Source organism: Synechococcus sp. F70.1, from assembly GCF_047502745.1.
Classification (GTDB): Bacteria; Cyanobacteriota; Cyanobacteriia; order Thermostichales; family Thermostichaceae; genus Thermostichus.
On sequence record NZ_JANSJL010000061.1, the window covers coordinates 14,732 to 38,855 of the forward strand.

Annotated in this window: 25 protein-coding genes; 7 read left to right on the forward strand and 18 right to left on the reverse strand. The window is 59.6% G+C overall.

Translation table 11 applies throughout. The annotated features are described in order from the left end of the window. The 7 genes from NW860_RS06290 to NW860_RS06320 all read right to left on the reverse strand — a co-directional run. The coding region (locus NW860_RS06290; protein ID WP_414513116.1) for a hypothetical protein at positions 1-322 on the reverse strand (322 nt) is incomplete at its 3' end. A 3-nt stretch (positions 323-325) separates the two neighbouring features. After that, positions 326-553 (reverse strand): hypothetical protein, encoded by a 228-nt coding sequence (locus NW860_RS06295; protein WP_414513118.1) that lies wholly within the window; start codon positions 551-553, stop codon positions 326-328. Between the two features lie 37 nt (positions 554-590). Then, positions 591-1,007 carry a hypothetical protein gene (locus tag NW860_RS06300; protein ID WP_414513120.1) on the reverse strand — a complete coding sequence of 139 codons (417 nt, stop codon included), beginning with the start codon at positions 1,005-1,007 and terminating at the stop codon, positions 591-593. Between the two features lie 76 nt (positions 1,008-1,083). Next, positions 1,084-1,626 carry a DUF3110 domain-containing protein gene (locus tag NW860_RS06305; RefSeq protein ID WP_414513122.1) on the reverse strand — a complete coding sequence of 181 codons (543 nt, stop codon included), beginning with the start codon at positions 1,624-1,626 and terminating at the stop codon, positions 1,084-1,086. A 261-nt stretch (positions 1,627-1,887) separates the two neighbouring features. Continuing rightward, positions 1,888-2,148 carry a hypothetical protein gene (locus tag NW860_RS06310; protein ID WP_414513123.1) on the reverse strand — a complete coding sequence of 87 codons (261 nt, stop codon included), beginning with the start codon at positions 2,146-2,148 and terminating at the stop codon, positions 1,888-1,890. 3 nt (positions 2,149-2,151) lie between these two features. After that, a complete protein-coding gene (locus NW860_RS06315) occupies positions 2,152-2,898 on the reverse strand; it encodes a phosphoadenylyl-sulfate reductase (protein ID WP_414513125.1) in 747 nt (248 codons plus the stop codon). 69 nt (positions 2,899-2,967) lie between these two features. Next, positions 2,968-3,897: a metallophosphoesterase family protein gene (locus tag NW860_RS06320; RefSeq protein WP_414513127.1), complete on the reverse strand. Its 930-nt coding sequence runs from the start codon at positions 3,895-3,897 to the stop codon at positions 2,968-2,970. A gap of 224 nt (positions 3,898-4,121) precedes the next feature. Between NW860_RS06320 and NW860_RS06325 the strand changes: the two genes are divergently transcribed. Together NW860_RS06325 and recJ are read left to right on the forward strand one after the other, a co-directional pair. After that, a complete protein-coding gene (locus tag NW860_RS06325) occupies positions 4,122-4,286 on the forward strand; it encodes a conjugal transfer protein TrbI (protein ID WP_414394779.1) in 165 nt (54 codons plus the stop codon). Between the two features lie 72 nt (positions 4,287-4,358). Then, positions 4,359-6,605, forward strand: a complete 2,247-nt coding sequence (gene recJ / locus NW860_RS06330) for a single-stranded-DNA-specific exonuclease RecJ (protein ID WP_414513129.1) — start codon at positions 4,359-4,361, stop codon at positions 6,603-6,605. Between the two features lie 85 nt (positions 6,606-6,690). Here the strand turns inward: recJ and NW860_RS06335 are convergent, their stop codons facing one another. The 4 genes from NW860_RS06335 to NW860_RS06350 all read right to left on the reverse strand — a co-directional run bounded on the left by NW860_RS06335 (position 6,691) and on the right by NW860_RS06350 (position 9,376). After that, the gene (locus tag NW860_RS06335; RefSeq protein ID WP_414394776.1) at positions 6,691-6,954 is read right to left on the reverse strand and encodes a helix-turn-helix domain-containing protein; all 264 of its coding nucleotides are present in this window, start codon (positions 6,952-6,954) and stop codon (positions 6,691-6,693) included. Between the two features lie 134 nt (positions 6,955-7,088). Beyond that, positions 7,089-8,348: a sensor histidine kinase gene (locus tag NW860_RS06340; RefSeq protein WP_414513132.1), complete on the reverse strand. Its 1,260-nt coding sequence runs from the start codon at positions 8,346-8,348 to the stop codon at positions 7,089-7,091. 69 nt (positions 8,349-8,417) lie between these two features. Then, positions 8,418-9,182 carry an SDR family oxidoreductase gene (locus NW860_RS06345; RefSeq protein ID WP_414394774.1) on the reverse strand — a complete coding sequence of 255 codons (765 nt, stop codon included), beginning with the start codon at positions 9,180-9,182 and terminating at the stop codon, positions 8,418-8,420. 86 nt (positions 9,183-9,268) lie between these two features. Further along, complete coding sequence (locus NW860_RS06350) at positions 9,269-9,376, reverse strand: PetM family cytochrome b6-f complex subunit 7 (RefSeq protein WP_414394772.1); 108 nt, start codon at positions 9,374-9,376, stop codon at positions 9,269-9,271. A 390-nt stretch (positions 9,377-9,766) separates the two neighbouring features. Here NW860_RS06350 and psbD point away from each other — a divergent pair, with 390 nt between their 5' ends. The 3 genes from psbD (at position 9,767) to cobW (ending at position 13,517) form a co-directional block, all read left to right on the forward strand. Further along, positions 9,767-10,825, forward strand: coding sequence for a photosystem II D2 protein (photosystem q(a) protein) (gene psbD / locus NW860_RS06355; RefSeq protein WP_414394770.1), 1,059 nt, complete (start codon positions 9,767-9,769; stop codon positions 10,823-10,825). A 135-nt stretch (positions 10,826-10,960) separates the two neighbouring features. After that, positions 10,961-12,340 carry a photosystem II reaction center protein CP43 gene (psbC, locus tag NW860_RS06360; RefSeq protein ID WP_414513134.1) on the forward strand — a complete coding sequence of 460 codons (1,380 nt, stop codon included), beginning with the start codon at positions 10,961-10,963 and terminating at the stop codon, positions 12,338-12,340. Between the two features lie 136 nt (positions 12,341-12,476). Beyond that, entirely contained in the window at positions 12,477-13,517 is a 1,041-nt protein-coding gene (gene cobW / locus NW860_RS06365; RefSeq protein ID WP_414513136.1) for a cobalamin biosynthesis protein CobW, read from the forward strand. A gap of 24 nt (positions 13,518-13,541) precedes the next feature. On the opposite strand, the gene NW860_RS06370 is transcribed toward cobW, so the two are convergent. The 6 genes from NW860_RS06370 to NW860_RS06395 form a co-directional block, all read right to left on the reverse strand. Continuing rightward, on the reverse strand, positions 13,542-14,498 hold the full coding sequence (locus NW860_RS06370) for an NAD-dependent epimerase/dehydratase family protein (protein ID WP_414394766.1): 957 nt from the start codon (positions 14,496-14,498) through the stop codon (positions 13,542-13,544). Positions 14,499-14,550: 52 nt separating this feature from the next. After that, positions 14,551-15,912, reverse strand: coding sequence for a proton extrusion protein PcxA (gene pxcA, locus NW860_RS06375; protein WP_414513138.1), 1,362 nt, complete (start codon positions 15,910-15,912; stop codon positions 14,551-14,553). Between the two features lie 95 nt (positions 15,913-16,007). Further along, positions 16,008-17,456 (reverse strand): glycosyltransferase, encoded by a 1,449-nt coding sequence (locus NW860_RS06380; RefSeq protein ID WP_414513140.1) that lies wholly within the window; start codon positions 17,454-17,456, stop codon positions 16,008-16,010. Positions 17,457-17,517: 61 nt separating this feature from the next. Further along, complete coding sequence (locus NW860_RS06385) at positions 17,518-17,634, reverse strand: photosystem II reaction center X protein (RefSeq protein ID WP_414361544.1); 117 nt, start codon at positions 17,632-17,634, stop codon at positions 17,518-17,520. 100 nt (positions 17,635-17,734) lie between these two features. Next, positions 17,735-18,097 carry a ferredoxin-thioredoxin reductase catalytic domain-containing protein gene (locus NW860_RS06390; protein WP_414394761.1) on the reverse strand — a complete coding sequence of 121 codons (363 nt, stop codon included), beginning with the start codon at positions 18,095-18,097 and terminating at the stop codon, positions 17,735-17,737. Between the two features lie 156 nt (positions 18,098-18,253). Continuing rightward, positions 18,254-18,658 (reverse strand): universal stress protein, encoded by a 405-nt coding sequence (locus NW860_RS06395; RefSeq protein ID WP_414394759.1) that lies wholly within the window; start codon positions 18,656-18,658, stop codon positions 18,254-18,256. A gap of 182 nt (positions 18,659-18,840) precedes the next feature. Here NW860_RS06395 and eno point away from each other — a divergent pair, with 182 nt between their 5' ends. Continuing rightward, a complete protein-coding gene (eno, locus tag NW860_RS06400; protein WP_414394758.1) occupies positions 18,841-20,139 on the forward strand; it encodes a phosphopyruvate hydratase in 1,299 nt (432 codons plus the stop codon). Here the strand turns inward: eno and NW860_RS06405 are convergent. Next, positions 20,136-22,187 carry a prolyl oligopeptidase family serine peptidase gene (locus NW860_RS06405; protein WP_414513143.1) on the reverse strand — a complete coding sequence of 684 codons (2,052 nt, stop codon included), beginning with the start codon at positions 22,185-22,187 and terminating at the stop codon, positions 20,136-20,138. The genes eno and NW860_RS06405 overlap by 4 nt on opposite strands. Before the next feature lie 101 nt (positions 22,188-22,288). Between NW860_RS06405 and treZ the strand changes: the two genes are divergently transcribed. Further along, on the forward strand, positions 22,289-24,124 hold a 1,836-nt coding region (gene treZ, locus NW860_RS06410; RefSeq protein ID WP_414513145.1), incomplete at its 3' end, for a malto-oligosyltrehalose trehalohydrolase.

Genomic DNA, 24,124 nt, shown 5'->3' on the forward strand with positions numbered 1-24,124 from the left:
TGGGCGGCAACGAGATATCCAGGAAACGCGCGCTTAACCGCACCGGGCTGATCTCGCGCCGTTGCGGCGGCCACGAGAGTCCCAGCCAGCGAGCTGTGATCTCCGACAGCCTAGGGAGCGGCGTTGACGTAGGGGTAGGCATTGGTGGTGGGGTAGGGTAGAGATCTAAGCGCGGCGGGCGGGGGGTGCTGACGCGAAAAGCGTTGGGAGGCGGCTGCGTCAGGGGTACATTCGGATCCCCGCACCCCAACAAGCCTAGCCCACCAGCCAGCAGGAGGAGGGCCAGCCGTGCCGTGTTTCCGTTTAGCAAGGGCTTGAGCATAAGCTAGCAAGATGCCAGAGCGCCAATCCGAGCTTGCAGACCTGCTTCCAGCGCCGAGAGGTGGCGGGCCATGGTTACGTAGCGGTTAGCCGTCAAGTTTTTGGCGACAAACTGCTCCACCAGTTGCTGATCCCGGGCAACCATTTGGTTGAGGTACTGAGCTACGGAGGTTTGCGGATTCTCGATTAAAGCTCTGCACACCTGCAGAGCCATCACCAGTTGGGCCCGCACCTGCAAAAAGAGCGACTGGATATACTTCTGTTCGGCCTCACTGAGTTGGCGAAAATCTTGCCAATAGTGGCCCCCCCTCCAGCGATTGTTGCAGCTCTTGCACCCAGCGGTTGTATTCTTTAACCTTGCAGGCGGGATCGCTGGCGAACTCCATGATCTCGGCAGGGCTATTCAGGAGATGGGCCTCTTGCCAGCGCTGACGAATGCGACGCAGGTTTTGCCGCAACTCCAGGAGAACCCAGAGCAACCCCAGAAAGACCACTCCCAGCAACAGGACGGCCACTGCATAGAGCAGCCAATAACCGGGATCCCGAACTCCCAGGAGGATCACCAAAGCAATCACCAGCAGGCAGAGGGCCAGCATGACCCAAAACCGCAGTTGTTGCTGTTCAGGACGCAGGTACTCTGCCCTTAGGCCAAAAGCCTCACAGCAGGCCTCCAGAGCTGCCTCCATGATCTGGCGAAACTCCTCTGCAGAGATTGGCTCGGCGGTAATCTAGAAGACCCTCCTGACCGGGGTGACCAGCTCCTCAGGATTTGCCTTGCCAATTGCGCGCCGCTTCCGTACTCTCTGGCAGCGGCTCTAGCACCTCGCTGGCGGGAACCACCATCAACCCATAGCCCCCTGCGCGACAAAAATCGACGATCTCCTGCGTGTCGAAGCGCTCGGCCACAGGCTTGGGCAGCCCCTGCTGAGCCAGCCTCTGGGCATACTTTTTCGCTCCAAAGAGGCTCTCAAAGGCAATGACAATGTCCTGGCCCCCAATTTGGCGGGTGCAGATCCCTTCTTGACCGTTGGCTTGGTACAGCAGCACGATCACTTGGGGGGGCAGCCCTTCCGAGCTCACCCCAGACAGTCCCGTCTCCGCCTGGGATCCATTGCCCAACAACACATCCCGCGCCTCGTTGAGCCGCGCCAGCCGAGCCTCCAGCAAGGGTCTTTGTCGCTCGTCGTCCAGCTCAAGAAGAGCGGCGCTGAGAGCTTGGTATTCCCGAAACCATTTCCTCCGGATTTCCTGTTCGCTGGCATCTGGCGGTAGATTGAGCACTTGGAAAGCCTCAGTAGTATCCATTGATCTGCTCCGCTAGAGTGTCCTCTATCATCGTCTAGACTAGCCGCTCTGAGGATCTCGGGAGGGGAACTTGGGCGTCGACAAAGCGCAGGGGGCAAATCTCGGCAGCGGAGGGTTTTTGCCGAAGAACAGTGGCCTTGAGGCCACGCCACGTTTTTCGGTGGCATCCCTGCTGAGCCCAAAGCATAGACCAGGCTAGCAGAAGCCATGGCACCGCCAGAGAGAGCCTCCGCTATCTGCCGACCCCAAGGGATCCGGGAACTAGCTGGTATTGCAACACCTGGGGTGGCCGGGCAAAGTAGGGCTCAATAAGCGCACACCACCGAATAAAGTTTTCCGATTGCCGGAAGGTAACCAGATGAGCCTCCAGGGATAGTAGATATTGCTGGGGGTGCTCCAGACAGCGCTACAGTTGGTGCTGCCGTCATAGACAAAAGCTTGGCCGATGGCGGCTTCAAAAGCAGCTTCCAAGTCTGGAGTGACCTCAAGCTGAGCCACCTCCAGAACAGGAGCAGTGTTCATGGGCTACGTGTGCAGGCCACACTCGGTTTTGGCCATACCCTTCCACCGACCAGAGCGGGGATCCGCGCCTGGCTCCACTGGGGCTGTACAGGGCATACAGCCAATGCTGGGGTAGTTGCGGTCGTGGAGAGGGTTGTAGGGGATCCCGTGGTCGAGGATGTACTTCCACACCTGGCCGCTTGTCCAGTCGGCGAGGGGGTTGAGCTTGAGGCGGTTGCGTTTGCTATCCCACTGCACCTTGCCAATGTTGGCGCGGGTAGGAGCCTGTTCCCGACGCATTCCCGTAATCCAGGTGGTGCAGTTGGCCAGAGCGCGGTGCAGGGGCTCCACCTTGCGGAGGTGGCAGCAAAGGTCGGGGTTGGTGCGGTACAGTTCTGGCCCGTATTGCGCCGCCTGCTCTTCCGGTGTCAGCAGAGGCTTAAAGACCTCCAGTTGCAAATGGGGATAGCGGGCCAGCACCTGTTGTTGCAGTTGTAGGGTTTCGGGGAAGTGAAAATCGGTATCCAGGAAAAAGGCGCGCACCTGCGGGCGAATAGCAGTGAGCAAATCAATCAACACCAGGTCTTCTGGTCCAAAGCTGCAGGCAAGTACCAGCCCATCCCCGAACTCAGATACAGCCCAGGCCAGCAAGTCGCTTGCGGAAAGGGGCTCAAAGCGTTCGCTCAGGGCAGCTACCTGGGGCTGATACTGCTTTTGCACCTCCTGGGCTGCCTGTTCCCAGTGGGTAGAGGAAGAAAGGGTTGCACTCATAGGGAGAGACGCCGAGTCCAGCTGCTTTGCCTTCTTAATCTACACTAATTCGGTCGAGCTTTAGGACTTTTATCGAGCTGCAACAGGTAGCAGGGTAGATCGAGCTCCTCTGGCGCGCAGGGGGATCTCTCCCCAGCGATCCCGACGTCTCCCCATCAGGAAACCATGCCAGAGGGGTCTGGGTCCTGGCTCCGGTAGGTGAACCCAGTGGTAGCGCAGGATCCCTCGCCGGGGGTTCAAATCCACCTCGAACAGCCGCAGTGCCGAGACTGGCCCCACCAGGGGAGGGGCTGTCAGGTAGGGGATCCCATCTCGTACATGGACTTTCGGCACATGTAGATGCCCACTCAACACTGCCACCACCCGTCCATGGCCAGCTAAGAGAGCATGGAGGGCGGCAGCTGCCTGCTTCTGGAGCTGGTAGTTGCGGAACACAACTGCATCCATTTGGGTGGGGGAGATGAAAGGCGGCTGGTGGATTAACAAGATTAGCCATTCTTCTGAAACTACTTGCAGATGTTCGCCCAGCCAATGCAGTTGCGAGGGGCGCAGCACCCCCTGGGGCAGGGGAAAAGGTCCCAGGCTAGCGTCAAGGGCAATGAGGCGGATCCCGGGCAGAGGAGAAAGGCTGTAATCGACATAGCCCGTGGGAGCCGGAAAGAGGGGAAATTGGCTTTGGCACCAGCGGATAAATTGTTCTCGGTCGAAGCGCCCCTTTCTTTGCAGGGTGTCGACATCGTGGTTGCCAAGACTGAGGTAGTAGGGCATCCGCAGCTGGGCAAGAATCTCTCGGAATAGCTCAAAGCTTTCTGGATCCGCCTGATCCACCAAGTCGCCGGTAAACACGACAAAGTCCAGATCCGGCACCTGGTTGAGATAGGCAACGGCTACTTCCAACTGGCGGCGAGGGGAATCGGACATCCACCACCAGCGGCATGCCGTCTCCGGCATCAGATGAATGTCTGAGACCTGCGCAAAACGAATCCGTTCCGTGGCCATTGCCTAGGTACTTATTCACACCTCACGCCCGCATCATAAGTTAGTAACCTGCCCAGGAGCTATTGACTTTCCTTAACCTCCTTCAGCAGGAGAGGGAAGGTGGCAATGGGCAGGTTGCCGCCACTTGGACAGCCAGGCGTGAGTTTGATTCTCGTTTCAGCCTCGTTGTCCAACAACCGCTAGGGTATAGAGACGCGGATCTTCGAAAAGAAGGAGAAAAACCCATGTCTAGCACCCTTGTTCGCTGCGCCTGCGAGCACTGCAACTGCAGCTTCGAGAGCAGCCAAGGCTATCGCTACGAAGGCCAGCTCTACTGCAGCCAAGCTTGTGCTACTCACGACCATGACCACCCCTCCCCTTGCTGCATAGCCGCCCACTGCTGTCAATAGCAACTCGACAGGGATCCGAACCTAGACCCTTTTTGATACGCTCCTAAGGAGCTCTATCCCTAGCCAGCTTGCATGGAGTACCGCTGGGATCTGCTGCCCACTCCGCCTCAGTTTGACCCAGAGCTGAGCCGGGAATACGGCAAGTACGCGGCCAAGGTGCTAGCCTTGCGCGGGCTGCACAGCCGGGAACAGGTGCGGGCTTTCGTGGATCCCAGCTTCTATTCCCCCACCCCGCCGGAATCCCTGCCGGATCTGGAGCGGGCAGTGCGGCGGCTACTGGAGGCCAGGGAAAAAGGAGAAGCCCTCTGCATTTGGGGGGACTTTGACTGCGATGGCGTCACCAGCACCAGTCTTTTGCTCTCGGCGTTACAACCCTTGGGCTTCCAAGTCCAGTTCACCCTACCGCTGCGCAGCCGCGAGGGACATGGGCTCAATGCCCAGCGGCTCCAGCAGGTGCTGGCTCAGGGTTGCCAAGTACTTCTAACGGTGGACTGCGGCATCGGCAATGCTGCCGAGATTGCCCTGGCCCAAGCCCGAGGGGTGGACGTGATCGTGATGGATCACCACGCCCTGCCAGATCCCTTGCCCCCTGCCTATGCGGTAGTCAACCCTTTGCGCCTGCCGGAGGAGCACCCCCTGCGCTTCCTGCCAGGGGTGGGGGTGGCCTACAAGCTAGCGGAGGCCCTCTATCAAGCGCTGGGAATTCCTGGCGTCGAGGAGCACCTAGATCTGGTGGCGGTGGGGATCGTGGCCGATGTTGCCGTGTTACAGCGGGAGTGTCGCTACCTAGTACAGCGGGGGTTGCCCGTGCTGGCCAAGACGCAGCGTCCAGGGCTGCGGGCTCTTTTGGATTGGGTGAGCAACTGCCCATCCCCAGGAGCGCTAACAGCTCAGGACATTGCCTTTCGCCTTGCTCCCCAGCTGAACGCCATTGGCCGCTTGGAAGACGCTAGGCTAGCAGTGGAGCTGCTGACCACCTCGGATCCGCAGCGGGCTCAGACGCTGGTGAAGCATTTCGTCGCCCTCAGCGAAGAGTGTCGGCAGCTCACCCAACAGGTGCTACAGGAAGCCAGGCAGCAGGTGGAAAGCCTCGATCTGGCACGAGAGCGAGCCATCGTCTTGGCCAGCAGTGGCTGGAACCCAGGGGTTTTGGGAGTTGCGGCGGCCCGCTTGGCGGAGGAATACCGTTGCCCAACGGTGTTGATTGCCAAAGACGAGAGCACAGGGCTGGGCTATGGGTCAGGCCGCTCGATTCCAGGGGTAAACCTGCTAGAGGCCCTTGAGGCGGTGCGTCCTCTCCTGCGACGAGGAGGGGGACACCCCATGGCCGCGGGGATCCAACTCGATCTGGCTTGCCTGGCCGCTGTGCAGCTGACATTGCGGCGAGAGCTAGCGGCGCGGGTTAGCCCGGATCAGCAAGCTCGCGCCCTGGCGGTGGAGATTCTCCTCGACTGGACTCTGCTGGCCTCTCAGGGCGGGGATGGGGTGGCGGAGCTAGACGAGGTGTATCGGCAGTTGCAGCTTCTACAGCCCTTTGGGCACGGCAACCCCAACCCCATCGTAGCCCTGATGAACTTCCGCCCCACTAAATCCACTCTAAGAGCCTCTGGGGATGGCCGCCATCTCAGGTTTGAGCTCAAAGGTAGGGCGAGATCCCGTACCCTCTGGTTTTGGGGAGCTGGCGAAGAGCTGGAACAGTGGCAAAACTGCCCAGCTGTGGACATTGCCCTGCGGTTGGAAGCCGACAGCAAAGAGCCCTGGCGAGGTACAGTGCTGGCGGTGCGTCCCTCTGGCAACTGGCAGGCCCCTGCTGTTTCGGCCCCTCGCCTCCAAATCCAAGACTACCGGCAACGCCCCCTGCCGGATTCTTTGGAGAAAGCCCTCTACTACACTGGGCAACCTCTTCCTCTTGGGCAGCCGTTGCCCCCCTCAGCTAAAACAACTCTTGTACTGGCCTGCTGGCCCTGGTTGCCGGCAGATTTGGCCCAACTACTGCAGCAGGTGCAGCCGCAAACCCTGATCCTGGCTGCTTCTGCCCACTCCTGGGATCGCCTCCCTCAGCAACTTGCCCAACTGCGGGAACTAGGGCAGGCAAAACCCTGGGATCCCGCTGCCCTGGCGGCAGCTACTGGCCTGCCCCAGCAGTGGCTAGAAGCCCTGGAGGGATCGGAACAGATCTCCACTGGGCTGCTCAGCCGGATCCGCGAATCCCAGGCCTTCCACCGCTGGCTAGACGAGGCTAGCCCAGCCCAGATTGCCCAACTGTGTCAACGGCTGCTGCAACCGGATCCGGTGCCGCTGGCTTTTTCCCCCGCCTGAGCTAAGGTACCCTTTGAGAACACCTCAGCAGGGCATGCGCTGCCCTACCCTTGTTCCCTGTCCCTGGGGTGCTCGCGGAGGAGGATTAGGCAATTTTGTCGTTGTTCAAGACGCAGCAGTTGACCTGATCCAGGCACACCTTTCCCCATTGCAGCGCCCATCGCACCAAAGCAACCCGGTTTGACGTTCGCGTCTTGCTCAAAATGTTGCTGATGTGGTTATCGACCGTGCGCTTGCTGATTTCCAAGCGCTTTGCAATGTCCTGATTGGTCATGCCAGCCGCAACCAACTCCAGGACCTGCAGTTCCCGTTCCGACAGCAGATCCGCGCAATGGTAGTCTGCGCCCATGCCCAACGCCTGAGGTAGGAACTGTAAGGATTACCTAGAGTCATTCTAGGGGATCGCCTCCCCAATGGATAATCCGTGAGTTGAGCTTTTTGGACCCTGTCGACGAAAGGGAAAGGGGCCAGCCGTCTTTTGCTTTACAAGGCATCGGGGTGCTGGCGGGGCAATTCCACCAGAACCCACAGCCCACCGGTTTGCGGATGATTGCGCAAGCGGATCGTACCCCCATGGAGTTCCACAATCTGACGCACAATGGCCAAGCCAAGGCCAGTGCCGCCTTTGCTGCGGGCCCGCGCCGCGTCGGTGCGGTAGAAGGGTTGAAAGACCAGCTCAAATTGATCCTCCGGCAGGCCGGGGCCGTGGTCGTACACCTCCAGCCGCACTTGGGATCCCTCCTCGGAGAGGCTCACGTGGATAGGAGAACCAGGCCCGCCATATTTGACGGCATTATCCAAGAGGTTGAGGATGAGGCGATAGAGGCGTTGCTCATCTCCCCAGAGATAGAGGGGGGAGGAGCTGCTTAGGTGCAGTTCCTGGTGGCGGGGCTTGGCTAGCGGTTCTAGACTCTGCCAGGCTTCTCGCACCAAGGCGGCTAGATCTACCCAGCGCCATTGGGAGCGGGATCCGGCCCCCAAGTTGAGAGCGCTCAGTTCCAGCAAGTCTTGCACCAGCTGGCTGAGGCGCAGCGTCTCATTTAGCAGTCGTTCCACCCAAACCGCTTGCGCGGCATCGACTCGGCTTTGCAGAGTTTCCGCCAGGAGACGAATCGAGGTGAGGGGAGTCTTCAGCTCGTGGGCCACGTCCGAGGCCCAGCGATCCCGTTGTTGCGCCAGCAGCGTGGCCTCTAGGCGGTCTTCCAAAAAGATGGCCACATGGGCCTGGGGCAGGGGCAGCCCCCAAGCCCGCAGCGGAACCGGTTTGTCCTCGCCACCGGGAGGGTAGAAGACCCATTCGCGGCTCTGGACGGAAGCGCCAGCTTCCTGGCAGCGGGTGGCTTCGATGAGCTGATCCAACTCGTAGGAGCGCACCCACTCCAGCAAAAGCTTGATGCCCGGCTGCCAGTGGCTAATGCGCAGCAGGCGCTGGGCGGCAGGATTACACTCTAGCACCACGTTGTTCTCGTCCACCCGCAAATATCCCCAGGGCAGACGCTGGCTGAGATACTGCCAGTCCAGGAGATACTGTCTTTGGCTAGCCTGCTCCAGTTCTTGTTGGCGAAGGTGGCGGCTAAGCCGGCTGAGCATCTGTCCAGGCGGCTGCAGCGGCAGGGCCAGGTGCATCAGGGATCCCAACTCTTGCAGTTGGCGGCTGAAGCGGCGTCGACTCTGCCAGCACAAGATCAGCATGCCGACAAGGCCAATGCTTAACCCAATGAGGATCCCGCCTTCCACTCCCATGAGCCCACCCCCTTTGCCGCCATTGTCGCCCAGGGATGGGGGAGTGAACGGATACGGAGTCCTGCCTCCCTAGCGGCGGTGCACCATCGTCGTGGTGGCCTGGTCGGTGGGCACGAGCAAGACTTCGCTTAGGTTGACGTGGGGGGGACGAGTGACGGCAAATAGCACCACCTCGGCCACATCCATCGCCGTCAAGGGGGTGAGGCCCCGATAGACCGCCGCCGCCCGCTCGCAGTCGCCGCGGAAGCGCACCTGGCTAAACTCGGTTTCCACCAAGCCGGGCTGGATCTCGGTAACGCGAATGGGGGTGCCGAGCAGATCCAGCTTCAGCCCCTCGGAGATGGCCCGCACGGCCGCTTTGGAGGCACAGTAGACGGCGCCGCCAGGGTAGGTCTGCCGACCAGCAATCGAGCCAATGTTGACCACGTGGCCCCGGCCCCGCTCCACCATCCCGGGCAAGACGGCGCGGGTAACATACAGCAAGCCCTTAATGTTGGTATCGATCATCTCCTCCCAATCTTGCACAGCGCCGCTGTAGAGCTTGTCCAAGCCGCGGCTAAGGCCGGCGTTGTTGATCAAAATGTCGATCTCGGCCCAGGCCGGCGGCAAAGACTGCAGCGCCTGCTGCACGGCTGCCCTATCCCGCACATCCAAAGTCAGCAGGTAGGAGGAAGTGCCGTAGGCCTGCTGCAATTCTGTGGCCAGCGCCTGCAGCCGCTCCTGACGGCGGGCTACTAGGATTAGCTTGGCTCCAGAACGGGCAAAAAGCTTGGCACAGGCTGCGCCGATTCCGCTGCTGGCGCCGGTGATGAGCACAATCGCGTTTTCCAGCATAGTCGGCTTGCCCAAAGAGGGGTGCTGGGATCCCTGCCCAACGCCTTGGTTTAACCCCTTCCCTTCTCCGATTGGCTGCCTATCCTCTACTCAGCCCCCCCTTGGGTGATGCGCAGGATCCCATACCCAAGCGCCACGCCCGCCAACGTCAAAACCAGAGAAATTCCCGCAATGGTCAAGATCTCGCTAGCCATGGATTTGCCTTCGATGAAGTGCAGTGTCCTTGTCTTAGGATATCGGATTTTGCTCCTGAACCTTACCAGCAGCGAGGTAGCCTCTCTCAAGCGCAAGAGAGCTGCCAAAGATTGCGCTGTGTAAAGTTCACGGTTACCTCAGACTTGCTAAGAGCGGGTTCCCTGCCTCTATAATGAGAAGCAATTTACAAGTCTTTACTGGCCTGGGCTAAGCAAGGCCAAGGACGGTGAAACTTGTCCGCTGGCTCTGAGGTAGCTTGCCACGAGCCCTGTGGCTTCTCGAGAAGTTCCAGGGTTTGAGTTTTTATACCTAGGCCGCGGTCTTGCCTTTAGGAGGCGAAGTTTGTAGCTTCACTAGCGTTCTCATTTAACTAAGGAGAAGATCGTCCTATGACCATAGCAGTGGGACGCGTACGCCAGGAGCGAGGATGGTTTGACGTCGTCGACGACTGGCTCAAGCGCGACAGATTTGTCTTCATCGGTTGGTCAGGGCTGCTCATGTTCCCCTGCGCCTACCTGGCCCTGGGCGGCTGGCTGACCGGCACTACCTTCGTAACTTCCTGGTACACCCACGGCCTGGCCAGCTCCTACCTGGAGGGGTGCAACTTTTTGACGGTGGCCGTTTCCACCCCAGCCGATAGCATGGGGCACAGCTTGCTCCTGCTCTGGGGTCCAGAAGCCCAGGGGAACTTCACCCGCTGGTGTCAAATTGGCGGCCTGTGGACCTTTGTGGCCTTCCACGGCGCCCTGGGCTTGGTTGGCTTCATGCTGCGGCAGTTTGAAATTGCCCGTTTGGTGGGGGTGCGGCCCTACAACGCCATTGCCTTCAGCGCGCCAATTGCCGTGTTTGTAAGCGTGTTTTTGATTTACCCCCTGGGACAGAGCAGTTGGTTTTTCGCTCCCAGCTTTGGGGTAGCCGCCATCTTCCGCTTCTTGCTGTTTTTCCAAGGGTTCCACAACTGGACGCTGAACCCCTTCCACATGATGGGAGTAGCTGGCGTTCTGGGTGGAGCGCTGCTGTGTGCTATCCACGGGGCAACGGTGGAGAATACCCTCTACAAGGATGGGGAGGCAGCAAGCACGTTCCGGGCTTTTGAGCCGACGCAGGCGGAAGAGACCTACTCCATGGTGACGGCAAACCGCTACTGGAGCCAGATTTTTGGGATAGCGTTCTCCAACAAGCGGTGGCTGCACTTCTTCATGTTGTTTGTGCCGGTAACCGGATTGTGGATGTCGAGCATTGGGGTAGTGGGGTTGGCGCTGAACCTGCGGGCGTATGAGTTTATCAGTCAGGAGACGCGGGCGGCGGAAGACCCCGAGTTTGAGACGTTCTACACGAAGAACATCCTGCTCAACGAGGGGATCCGGGCCTGGATGGCGCCTCAGGACCAGCCGCATGAGCACTTTGAGTTCCCTGAGGAAGTCCTCCCCCGCGGCAACGCCCTCTAATCTACCCAGTTAGCTGTAATTGAGCGCCTGCCCAAGGGATCCCCTCCTGCGGATCCCAGCGGCTAGGGATCCCAACGGCAGGTGCCTCCACTTAGCCAATCAATCAATTGTCCTGACGATTGGAGGTTGGTCTCTGTGACCTCAACAACAATTGGTTCTGTAGTGGTACAAGATCGCACCCAGGGCGGGTTTGCCTGGTGGGCTGGGAATGCCCGCTTGATCAATCTCTCCGGTCGGCTTTTGGGTGCCCACGTAGCCCATGCTGGCCTGATGGTCTTCTGGGCGGGAGCGATGCTGCTCTTCGAGGTGGCTCACTTCACGCCCGATCGGCCCATGTACGAACAGGGCCTAATCCTGATGCCCCATTTGGCTACCTTGGGCTGGGGAGTTGGCCCCGGCGGCGAGGTGGTGGACACCTACCCCTACTTTGTGATTGGTGTGCTGCACCTCATTTCCAGTGCCGTGCTGGGGTTTGGGGGTGTTTATCACGCCATTCGCGGCCCGGAAACCCTGGAGCAGTCTTTCCCCTTCTTTGGCTACGACTGGAAAGACAAGAACAAGATGACCACCATCCTGGGAATTCACCTCATCCTCCTGGGGCTGGGGGCTTTCCTGTTGGTGGCCAAGGCTATGTGGTTTGGCGGTGTCTATGACACCTGGGCTCCCGGCGGTGGAGATGTGCGGGTCATTACCAACCCCACCCTCAACCCAGCGGTAATCTTCGGCTATCTGTTTAAGTCTCCTTTTGGAGGCGAGGGCTGGATTATTAGCGTCGACAACATGGAGGATGTGATTGGAGGCCACATCTACATCGGCATCATTTGCATTGCCGGTGGGATCTGGCACATCCTCACCAAGCCCTTTGGCTGGGCTCGCCGCGCCCTTATCTGGTCGGGAGAGGCCTATCTCTCCTACAGCTTGGCGGCGGTTTCGCTCATGAGCTTCATTGCCACCTGCTACATCTGGTTTAACAATACTGTCTACCCCAGTGAGTTCTACGGACCCACGGGACCGGAAGCCTCTCAGGCGCAAGCCCTCACCTTTATCGTGCGCGACCAGCGCTTGGGGGCAAACATTGGCCAAGCCCAAGGGCCCACAGGTCTGGGTAAATACCTGATGCGCTCTCCCACGGGCGAGATCATCTTTGGGGGCGAGACAATGCGCTTCTGGGATGTGCGGGCGCCCTGGAAGGAGCCGCTGCTGGGGCCCAACGGCTTGGATCTGGACAAGCTGAAAAACGACATTCAGCCCTGGCAAGCTCGCCGGGCGGTGGAGTACATGACCCACGCCCCGCTGGGATCCCTGAACTCGGTGGGAGGTGTGGCTACTGAGATCAACACCGTGAACTTCACCAGCCCGCGCACTTGGCTGGCAGCCCACAACTTCATCCTGGGCTTCCTGTTCTTTGTCGGCCACCTGTGGCACGCCGGTCGCGCCCGTGCTGCTGCTGCCGGCTTTGAGAAAGGAATTAGCCGCGAGGACGAGCCCGTCTATCGGATGAAGCCAATCCGATAAAAAGTGCAGGTCTTTCCAACTAGCACCTTTGGCCCCCAGTGGGGGGCCTTTTTTTGGGATCCCCCTGGTCGGGATTGGCGGGGAAGGCGGCGAGGGTAGAGACTGGGAGAGTTGAAGAGCTGAATCTTCGAAGAAGATGCACAAAGTCCCAGTGACCGTCATCACGGGATTTTTGGGATCCGGCAAGACGACGCTGATCCGTCACCTTTTGCTCAACAACCAGGGCCGCCGCATTGCCGTGTTGGTTAACGAGTTTGGCGAAGTGGGCATCGACGGCGAGTTGCTGCGGGATTGCCAACTGTGTGAGGGGGAGGGATCCATCCCCATTCTGGAGCTGGCCAACGGCTGTCTCTGCTGCACGGTGCAGGAGGAGTTTTTGCCCACCATGGAAGCTCTGTTGCAGCGGCGGGCGGAGCTGGACAACATTGTTATTGAGACGTCAGGGTTGGCTTTGCCCAAGCCGCTGGTGCAGGCTTTCCGCTGGCCAACGATTCGCACCGGCGCCACTGTGGATGCGGTGATTGCAGTGGTAGACGGCCAGGCGCTGGCTGCGGGGCAGCTTGTGGGGGATCTGGCGGCCCTGGAGGCCCAGCGGCAGGCAGACGAGAGCCTAGATCACGAGACGCCCATTGAGGAGCTGTTCGAGGATCAGCTAAGCTGTGCCGATCTGGTGTTGCTCACCAAGGTGGATCAGATTACGCCGGCGGAGCGAGCGCAAGTGGAAAGCTGGCTGCGCCAAAAATTGCGCCCTGAGGTTCAAGTCCTCCCTTGCGAGCGGGGCCAGGTTGCCCCAGAAGTGCTCCTGGGCTTCAACGCAGCCGTGGAAGATCAACTCGAGCGCCGCCCCAGCCACCACGACCACGGGGAGGAGCACGAGCACGAGGCCTTTGAGTCTTTCTGCCTAAGCCTGGAGGAAGGCTATGAGCCGGGATCCCTAGTTGCCCAGTTGCGTCAACTGGCGCAAGAGGAATGCCTCTACCGGGTGAAGGGCTTTGTAGCCGTGCCCCACAAGCCAATGCGCCTGGTGCTGCAGGGGGTGGGAGGGCGATTTGAAACCTACTACGATCGCCCTTGGCGCCCCCAAGAGCCGCGTTTAACCCGCCTGGTGTTCATTGGACAGAGACTTAACCGGGCGCGCATTGCCGCAGAGCTTCAGGCCCTAGCTGCCACCCGCTGATCCCTGGGATCCCTCAAGAGCGGCCTAGAGGTAGGCCTCTAGGAGGGAGGCTACAGTGGGGAAGCGGCAGGGCAAACCCAGGGCTGCTGGCGAAAGGGCGGGATAGACAAAGTGGCGGTGGCGCAGACAATACTCATCCCACTCTGAAAGCCGCACCCCAAACAGAAAGGCCAGGCGGCGGAGGAAGCCGATGGGCAGAGGCAGGCGGAAGTAGATCCGCTTTTTGAGATAGGCGCACACCTGTTCCACGCACTCGTCTAGGGAGAGGGGAGGATTGCCCAACACCCAATCGCCGCCACCGGGCGGATGGGCCACCCAGTAAGCCACCATCTCGGCCACATCGGCAGCGTGGATGAAGTGGAAGCTGGCATCTACCCGCAAAAAGCGGATGAGATCCAGCCAGCGGAGCACATCCTTGAGGCCGGCGGTGATGTGGGAGTAGGGGTGGTAGGGGCTACCGCCAAACAGCAGGGTGGGATAGAGCGTGAGCAGGCGATCCGGCCAGAAGCAGCTTTCCTGCCGCCGCAGTAGCATCTCGTACTTGCTGCGGATGTAGTCGGTTCCGGCCTGGCCAGCAATGGCCAAGGGCTCGAGAGCCTGGTTCAAAAGGCTGGCTGTGGAAAAGTAGATCACCTGCTGACAGCGCTGGGGATCCAGCAGCTGAAAGAGCTCCAAGGTGTGGGTAACATTCACCGCCCAAGCCAGCGAGGGATCCCCCCAGGCCGCTGCCATGTGGATTAACCCATGCATCTGCCGCAGCAAAGCGGCGTGTTCTCTAATGTGCAGGAGATCGCCATGCACCAAGGTAATGGGAGCAGGCAGCCGCTCCAGGGGCAGCCGCAGGCGGCTGGGATTGCGGACAAGGACGTACAGGTGGTAAGCGGGCCGCTCCGGAAACTCGGGATCTCTTTGCTGGGCTAGGCGTTCTAACACGTAGTGCCCTAAGCAGCCGCTAGCGCCAGTAAGAAACAGGTTTCGCAAGAGCTCTTCCCAACAAGACTCGGTGAAAAAAGCTTCTGACTAGTGTACCGCTTTAGTCATTCATAGCATGATAGGTGGCCACCGCTGACGGCGATACACGGTTTAAGTAGCGGAAGATCCAGTACTTAAAGAGCGTATCTAGAAAAACTGGAAAAGTGGCAATAAAGCCGTAGATGAAATTGCGGTTTTCGGGCAAACCCAGGTGCTCAGCTAGACTACTTAGCAAGACTTCCCAGCCATGGGGAGAGTGATAGCCAACAAACACATCGGTGAAGAGAATGATGATGAAAGCCTTGGCGCTATCGCTCAGGCCATAGATTAGGCGATCTAGAAAGGACTTAAGAACTTCAATTTCTTCACGCCCGACAAAGACTAGCCAGCCAAATACCGCCAGGGATAGCAAGTCGGCAAGGATGTTTTTTGGGCCTTCCAAGTTCTTACGGCTGTATTTTTGCAGCAGCTCCTCTGCTTTCAGGGAAAGTTGATCCTCCAACTCTGAGTCCAGCTCTTCTCGAGGTTGGTGACGTAAAGCCCGCTCAAACTCCATTTTTTCCTTGAAAAGCTCAAATTCCGCAACAGCTCTTTCTTGAAGTTCGTGGCTTAAAGCCACAAGGGTAGGCTCCTGAGGCTGCAGCCGATCCACCAACGGCCCAAACAGAAAGTGCTTCGAGAAAATCTGGACAAGTAGCGGCAAAATGGCCAGCAGCAACAAAAACCGAACTGCCACCAGTGTGCGCATGCGTTGGCTGCGGTACTCCTGGAGCAACTCTTCTTCTGCCTGTGAACTTAACTCTCGGCGAATCTGCCTAGCTGTGCGCAAAAGGGAGCGAGGCAGGACGGCTGTTTTAGAAGCAACGGGGGCACTGCCATCCTCAAGAGGGGTCTTATCAGCCTTGATGGGTTGAGCAGCAGGCTCTGCCTGAGTTGACTCGTCTTGCTCTTGAGGCTGGAGCCGCGTGGCGCTGACCTTGAGTGGAGGGGCAGGGCGCTTGTAGCGGGAGATAACCTGATCGATAAACTCTAGCTTCTCCAAAATGGAGGGATCCCTCTCAGCCCCCTTGCCCTTGGTTGTGGAGGGGCTGCTCTTGGCACTGAGATCCTCGGCGTCGTTGACTTCTGCAGCAACGCGAGGGCCGCTGCCATCTAGCTCGGGATCGGGCGGGCGGGAAAAGAGACTGCTGGCTCTAAATTCTGCTAGACTAAGGCTAATCTGCCGCAGGTGCTGGCGCAGTTGGATTTGAAAGTAGTGGCTGGTGTTTTGGCCGTGGCTTCCGTTGCTGCCGATGACTCCTCCCTGGAAGTAGCGGTCTTCGATGGCTTTGATGCGAAGGGCAGCTTGATAGGCCCGATCAAGGGAGCGGAGGGGAGTACTCGAGATCCACTGGCCGAGCCTGCTCAGTACGGATTTCCCCATAGGGCGGTTTTTCTCAGGCCTGATTTTTCAATGGCTAGCTATTGTAACAACTCCCAAGAGGCCAGGCAGGGAACTGCCCTGCAGGAGTTAGGGTTTTAGGATCCCTTGAAGTGCTTGAGGGCAAAGCCACAGATCTGCAGCAGCCGCAAGCCGTCGCGCAGATGGTGGATATTGGAGCGGCCATAGGTTCTGGGGAAATAGCGCACTGGAATGTCGAGGATCTTGAGGGTGCGCTTGGCCGCCCCTAGCAACAGGTCGAAATCGCCAAAGGGATCAAAATTCCCCCATTCTTGCCGCAGCTTGGCAATTTGCCAGTAGTCCTCCCGCCAGAGGGCCTTGGTGCCGCAGAGGGTATCTTTGACGCGAATGCCAAGGATGTAGGAAAGAAGAGCAGCAAAAAAGCGGTTGGCCCACTGGTTCAGGCGCGGCATCGCCTCCGGTTTCAGCGGATAAATGAGTCGGCAACCGTTGGCAAAATCACAGCGTCCGGAAGCCACCGCCCGGAAGAACTTGGGGAGGTCTTCCGCCTGAACAGTTAGGTCGGCGTCGAGAATGATCACCACGTCGCCCCTGGCCGCGGCAAACCCCTGGCGCACCGCATCCCCTTTGCCCTTGCCCTCTTGCCGGAGAGCCTGGATGGGGCGGATCCCTTGGTATTCGGCCTGAACCCGCTGAATCTCGGCCCAAGTGTCGTCGCTGGAATGCCCCTCTACGAAAAGGATCTCGGTGCGGGATCCCATCTCGGGCAGCTGCTCCACGCAGCGGCGAATGTTGCCAGCTTCGTTGCGAGCTGGAATGATCACGGTGCAAGAGGGCTGTTTCTCAGGGGGGGGATCCCAGTTGGGATCCGGTTGGAGGCGGGCAATCGTGTATTCCGTCAGGCAGAGGGCGTTGATCCCTGGCAAGGGGGCAATCACGCGGTTCACCAGAGTTGAAAGCAGGGGGATCCGCCGCGGCAACAACAACCGCTTGCCCTGCTGGATAACCTCATACCCCGCCAGATGGAGCAAATTGGCCACATCGGCTGCCGAGAGCCAGTTGGCTGCTGGCAGGGGCCTGCGCTGCCTTAGAAGGGTTGCCAAGTTCAGAAGCGGCTCCCAAAGGGGGTTGTGATGGGAAAGAATAAGGCGAGTGCGGCGGGTGCAGAAACAGCGCAACTGCTCAAGAACCTGCTGAATATCCCTCAGGTAGCTGAGAGTATTGACGAGCAAAATGGCGTCAAAAGGCTGGGCCAAGACCGGATCCCGCTTGTCCAACCTATGGAGATCTTGCAGGCGAAAGTGGAGGTGGGGAAATTGCTGCTGGGCCTGGGCAATGACCTCGGCATCTTGGTCGATCCCCACTCCAACACTGGGCCGCAAAGCGTTGAGCAGAGCCCCTGTACCGCAGCCAATCTCCAGAATGCGCAGACCTGGAGGCAGAAAGAAGCGGAGCAGCCGCTCCAGATCCTCGTAGTAGTAACGGTTCTTCTGCTGCCAGTAGTGAAGAGGGCATCTAGAGGCTGGCAATAGACTTTGGGAAAGCTGATTTTTTGCAAAGCTCAAGGCCTAACCTTTGCCGCCGCTGCTCAAAGGTTTGCCCGCGGTCAAGCCCTTTGCCAAGGCTTTAGCGGCGACGCACCCTGTCTCTATAGCTAACAATCACGATGGCGCCAAAGAGGAGACCCAGCACTACAGCGCCGTACACCAGGCTCCAGAGGAAGCTAGCCAATGAGGGAGTCATAGAAAGGTTTCCTCCTCAGGCAAATAGCCATTTCCAACTGCCCTTCAATTATACCCAGCTTCGTGACCCTGGTTTGCCTCCGTCTCCTAGCGGGGAGACCCTACGGGCTAGCTTGGTATTCCAGGTGTACCTCCTCTAGCGTTTGCCTGGTGCCGGCAAGGGGGTTGTCCGGAGTTAAGAAGAGCAGACAGTGGCATTCTTTTCGCTCCCGCATGGGTACGCAGGGACAGTTCCAATAGCCAGCTTTCACCTCCGCCTCTTTGTCTTCGTAGAAGCGGCAAGGACAGAGCGGGGCGCCCAGCTGCTCTTTGTGCAGAGCTAGACCCTCAATCACCGCTGTCGTAATTGCGGGGTCGGAGCAGAAAAAAGTGCCGGTACGTTTGGCGTAGGTTTCTGCAAAATGCCGCATCACCTCGAAGGTTCTCTGCGAGGCCTTGTTGTAACCACGACTTTGATTTTCCATACCGATTCCCAGGGGTGTAACCAGTAATCCGGGCTACCTCGCTCTTCGTTGTACAGCAGACTCCTGCTCAACACGAACAAAAACGGCCTTGCTGTTACACAAGGCAACATTTTGAGACAACTTCAACACACTCCCCGGAAAGAGAAGGCCTGCTCTTCAGGGTACTACCAGCACTGGGCAAGGGGAGAGGTCGATGACCCGGTGGCTGACGGATTCGTTTTTCCGGCCTTCGGCTAGGCTGATGCCGCGGGATCCCATCACGATTAGGCTAATCTCCAGCTCGTCGGCCACGTCGCAGATGACGAAGGGAACTTTTCCCTCGCGATACTCGCTCTTGACGTTTTGGATCCCAATCTGCTGCAGGCCAGCCTCAGCGTGTTTGAGCAGGTTGTGGATAGTTTGGCGGGCTTGCTCCACCTGCTCTGGGTCTAGCTCTGTACTGTCTAGGACGGAGAGCAGATATACCTGACTCTTGTAACGCTGCGCTATGTCCGCCACCAGCGGCAGGGCATGGCTGGTTTCCCGCGAGTTGTCGATGGGAAAGAGCAGTCTTTCGAACATAGTCGCAGATTCCCCCTCCACCCCACCCGGACTACTCTGCCTATTCTACTTCCGCTTCTCTTGAAACAGGGGCAAGCCGTTAAAGTTTTCCAGAAGCAAAGGGATCTAGGGGCGAAAATCCACTAGTCTATTGGCAATTGGGCTTTGGCCAGAACTGTCTAGCCAATTGCTGAGGTGCAACTGTGGAAACGGCCATCGAGTGGATTACCGCCCATGAGATCCTCGACTCGCGGGGACAACCGACCTTAGAAGCTCTGGTGGGCCTGGCCAATGGAGCAACCGGCTTGGCCCAGGTGCCCAGTGGCGCTTCGACTGGCACTTTTGAGGCTCACGAGCTGCGGGATGGGGATCCCAGGCGCTACAGCGGCAAGGGCGTGTTGAGGGCGGTGGAAAACATTCTTGGCCCCATCCAGTCGGAGCTGCGGGGAGAAGATGCCCTCAACCAGGCCCGCATCGACCAGTTGATGATCGATCTGGATGGCACCCCCAACAAGTCGCAACTGGGAGCCAACGCCATCTTGGCGGTCTCTTTGGCCACGGCTAAGGCGGCTGCCAATGCGGTGGGCCTGCCTTTGTACAGGTACCTGGGCGGACCCTTTGCCAACCTGCTGCCAGTGCCGCTCATGAATGTGCTCAACGGCGGCGCCCACGCCGACAACAACCTCGATATTCAAGAGTTCATGCTCGTGCCCATTGGGGCACCCAGCTTTCGCGAGGCGCTGCGCTATGGGGCGGAGGTGTTTGCGGCGCTAAAGCAAGTGCTGCAACAGAAGGGGCTGTCCACGGGGGTAGGAGATGAGGGGGGATTTGCCCCCAACCTCGACTCCAACGCTGCCGCTTTGGATCTGTTGATAACCGCTATTGAACGAGCGGGCTACAAGCCAGGGGAAGAGGTCGCCTTGGCCCTGGATGTAGCGGCCAATGAACTGCTGGAGGATGGGCAGTACCACTTTGAGGGCAAAGCCCGCAGCGCCGAGCAGATGGTCAATTACTACGAGCAACTGCTAGCCAACTATCCCATCCTTTCCATTGAAGATGGTCTGGCCGAAGAAGATTGGGCTGGCTGGCAGGCCATGACTGCTCAACTGGGATCTCGCGTGCAACTGGTAGGGGACGACCTGTTTGTTACCAACCCAGCTCGGCTGCAGAAAGGCATCGACAGCGGTGTGGCCAACGCCATTTTGATCAAGCTCAACCAGATTGGCACGCTGACAGAAACGGTCTCGACCCTTCAACTGGCCGCTCAGGCGGGCTTTCGCACCATCATCAGCCACCGCTCCGGCGAGACGGAAGACACCACCATTGCCGACCTGGCGGTGGCCACCCGCGCCGGCCAGATCAAAACTGGATCCCTTTGTCGCAGCGAGCGCATTGCCAAGTACAACCAACTGCTGCGCATCGAAGACGAGCTGGGGGAAGCAGCAGTTTATGCCGGTCGGGTGGGCCTGGGCCCTCGGGCCCTGCCGGCGCGAAGTCGCTAGTCGGTCTGGATCCCCAGCACCTCCACCAAAAAGGCCCAGCGGTCGGCGGTCTCTTCGATAAGCTTGGTGGTGGGCTTGCCGGCTCCGTGGCCGGCTTTGGTGTCGATGCGAATGAGGATGGGCTGGGATCCCCCCTGGGCTGCTTGCAGGGCAGCGGCAAACTTAAAGCTGTGGGCCGGCACCACGCGGTCGTCGTGATCCGCAGTGGTAATTAGGGTGGCGGGATAGACGGTGCCGGGCTTGAGGTTGTGCAGGGGGGAATAGGCGTAGAGGGCCTTGAACTCCTCTGGGTCCTCCGGGGATCCATACTCCGAGATCCAGGCCCAGCCGATGGTGAACTTGTGAAAGCGCAGCATGTCGAACACCCCCACGGCGGGCAGGGCTGCCGCAAAGAGATCCGGCCTTTGGGTCAGGCAAGCCCCTACCAAGAGGCCGCCGTTGCTGCCACCAGAGATGGCCAACTTGGAGGGGTTGGTGTAGCCATTGGCCACTAGCCACTCAGCCGCGGCGATGAAGTCGTCGAACACCTTTTGCTTGTTGAGCTTGGTGCCCGCCTGGTGCCAGGCTTCCCCGTATTCGCCGCCGCCGCGCAAATTGGGCTGGGCGTAAACCCCTCCCATCTCCAGCCAGGCCACCAGGCCCACCGAAAAGCTGGGAGTCAGGGAGATGCCAAAGCCGCCGTAGCCGTACAGCAGGGTCGGGTGATCCCCTGTCCGAGCCAGGCCACGGCGGTGGACGAGGAACATGGGGATGCGGGTGCCGTCTTTGCTAGGGTAGAACACCTGCTGCACCTCATAGGCTTGGGGATCGAAGTCCACCTGCGGTTGACGGAATAGGGTGCTCCTGCCAGTGGTGAAGTCGTAGCGGTAGATGGTGGGCGGGGTGGTGAAGCTGGTGAAGGTATAGAAGGTTTCGGTGTCATAGCGTTTGCCGCCAAAGCCGCTGGCGGATCCCAGCCCTGGCAAGGGAATTTCCCCCAGGTAGGTGCCGTCTAGAGCAAAGGTCTTGATCTGGGTGTGGGCGTCTTTGAGGTAGAAGGCAACAAACTGGTTGTTGATGAGGCTAACCCCTTGCAGGGTCTCCTCGGCTTCAGGGATCACCTCTTGCACCTGCCCTGGGTCGTCGAGGTCAATAGCCACCAGTCGCCGCCGGGGGGCGTTGAGGTCGGTGAGCAGCCAAAAGCGGGAGCCGTCGTTGCCGACAAAGCTGTAGTTGGCCTCGAACTCGCGGATAAGCTCCACCACCGGCAGGTTGGGATCCCGCAGGTCTTTGTAGAAGAGGAGGTTTTTGGGATCCGTGCCCCGCCAGACGGAGATGATGAGGTAGTTGCCATCTTCGGTAACCCCGCCGGCAAAGCCCCACTCTTTTTGGTCAGGGCGGTGGTAGACTAAGAGGTCTTCCGACTGGGGAGTGCCCAGGCGGTGGTAGTAGAGCTTTTGGAAGTAGTTGGCGCTTTCGTATTCCCTGCCAGGGGGCGGCTCGTCGTAGCGGCTGTAGAAAAACCCCTGTCCGTCCGGCGTCCAGCTGGCCCCAGAGAACTTAATCCAGCGCAAGTGATCCGGCAGGTCTTCTCCCGTTTCAATATCGCGCACCTTCCACTCTTGCCAGTCGGAGCCGGAGCGGGAGAGGCCATAGGCCAAGTAGCGCCCATCGCGGCTGATGGCAATGCCCGAAAGGGCCACGGTGCCATCTTCGGAAAGGGTGTTGGGATCTAGCAAAACCCGGGCCTCGGCCTCCAGGCTCTCTTGGGTATAGAGAACGCTCTGGTTTTGCAGGCCGTCGTTTTTGAAGTAGAAGTAGCGGCCCCCTTCTTTGAAAGGCTGGCTGTATTTTTCGTAGTTCCAGAGCTGGGTTAGGCGCTCCAGGAGCCGCTGCCGCGCCGGGATCCGCCGCAAGTAGTCAAAGGTGAGCCGGTTTTGCGCCTCGACCCAGGCCCGCGTTTGCTCAGAGTCCAGATCCTCCAGCCAACGGTAGGGATCCGGCACTGCTTGCCCATGGTAGACGTCGACAACGGTGGGATCCGGATGGCTAGGAGGGTAGTTGAGCATAGAGACGGAGAGCAAGAGGCCAATTCCACTATGGCAGAAGCCTAAAACCGCCGGGGGGCAAGCCTCGCTATAGTAGAAGCCGAGTTGTGCAGACAGGTTTTGTGCTTCCGCGTTCCCCGGTTGGACGAATTGGCGCCTATCCCTTGGGCGAGGGCCGCTATCGCTTCTCGGTGTGGGCGCCTTTGGTTGAACGAGTCGAGCTAAAGCTGCTCAGCCCCGTCCGACGGCTCATCCCTCTGACCCAGGATGAGCAAGGCTACTGGCAGGGGGAGGTGGAGGGGATCCCGCCTGGGCCGGTGGACTACCTCTACCGCCTGCACACCGCAGTGGGGGTGGTGGAGCGGCCAGATCCCGCTTCCCGCTGCCAGCCCTACGGCGTCCATGGCCCCTCGCGGGTGGTGGATCCCCACTTTGACTGGCAGGATCAGGGGTGGAAGGGGATCCCTCTCCCCCAGTGGATCCTCTACGAGCTGCACGTGGGCACCTTTACCCCGGAGGGCACTTTTGCCGCCATCATTCCTCGCCTGCCGCAACTTGTGGAGCTGGGGGTCAACGTATTGGAGCTGATGCCGGTAGCCCAGTTTCCAGGGGAGCGCAACTGGGGCTATGACGGCGTCTATCCCTATGCCGTGCAGACTAGCTATGGGGGAGCAGCGGGCCTGAAAGCGTTGGTGAACGCCTGCCATCAGCAGGGCCTGGCTGTCGTCTTGGATGTGGTCTACAACCACCTGGGTCCGGAGGGGAACTACTTGGGGGATTTCGGCCCCTACTTTGCCGACAAGTACCGTACGCCGTGGGGGAAGGCCATGAACTTCGACGGCCCCTATTCGGACGGGGTGCGGGAGTTTTTTCTGCAAAACGCCGAGTACTGGCTGGAGGAGTTTCACCTGGATGGCCTGCGGCTGGACGCGGTGCATGCCATCTACGACTTCAGCGCCTACCCTTTTTTGCAGGAATTGGCGGAGCGGGTGGATGCCCTAGAAGTGCGCACGGGCTGGCCCAGGGTGCTTGTAGCTGAAAGCGACCTCAACGACGTCCGCCTCATCACCCCCCGCAAGCAAGGGGGCTACGGGCTAGACGCCCAGTGGTGCGACGACTTTCATCACTCGGTTCACACCCTGCTTACTGGGGAAAAGACAGGCTACTACCAAGACTTCGGCCAATTGGAGCACCTGGCCAAGGCCTACCGGGAGAGCTACGTCTACTCCGGCCAGTACTCCCGCTACCGACTCCGCCGCCACGGCAATTCCGCCGTTAGCAGGCCGGGATCCCAGTTTGTCATCTGCATTCAAAACCACGACCAGGTGGGCAACCGCATGTTGGGGGAGCGCCTCAGCCAGCTCACCTCCTTCGCGGGCCTGAAGTTGGCCGCCGCTACCCTGCTGCTAGCTCCCATGTTGCCGCTGCTGTTTATGGGGGAAGAGTATGGGGAGGTGGCCCCCTTTCTCTACTTCATCAGCCACGGGGATCCCAACCTGGTGAAAGCGGTGCGTCAGGGACGCCGCCGCGAGTTCAGCGCCTTTGCCTGGCAGGGCGAGCCCCCGGATCCCCAGGCAGAGGAGACCTTCTTGCGCTCCAAGCTGAACTGGGAGTTGAAGGAGGCCGGTCACCACCAGGTTCTCTGGAGGTGGTACCAGACCCTGATCCGGCTGCGCAAAACCCAACCGGCCCTCCAGCACCTAGAGCGGGAGGGGGTGGAAGCGGAGCTGTTTTCCGGCTCTGGCCTGGCCCTGCACCGCCGCCAGGGATCCCAGTCTTTGCTTGCCCTTTTCAATTTCAGCCCCGATCAGCCGGCCACCTACACCGATTGGCGCGGCGGCACCTGGGAGAAGCTTTTGGACAGCCACGAGGCGCAGTGGCTGGGCCCTGGATCCTCCCTGCCGGCAAAAAGCCAAGGGGATCCCGTTGAAGTGCCACCCTATGGGGTGGTGGTGTAC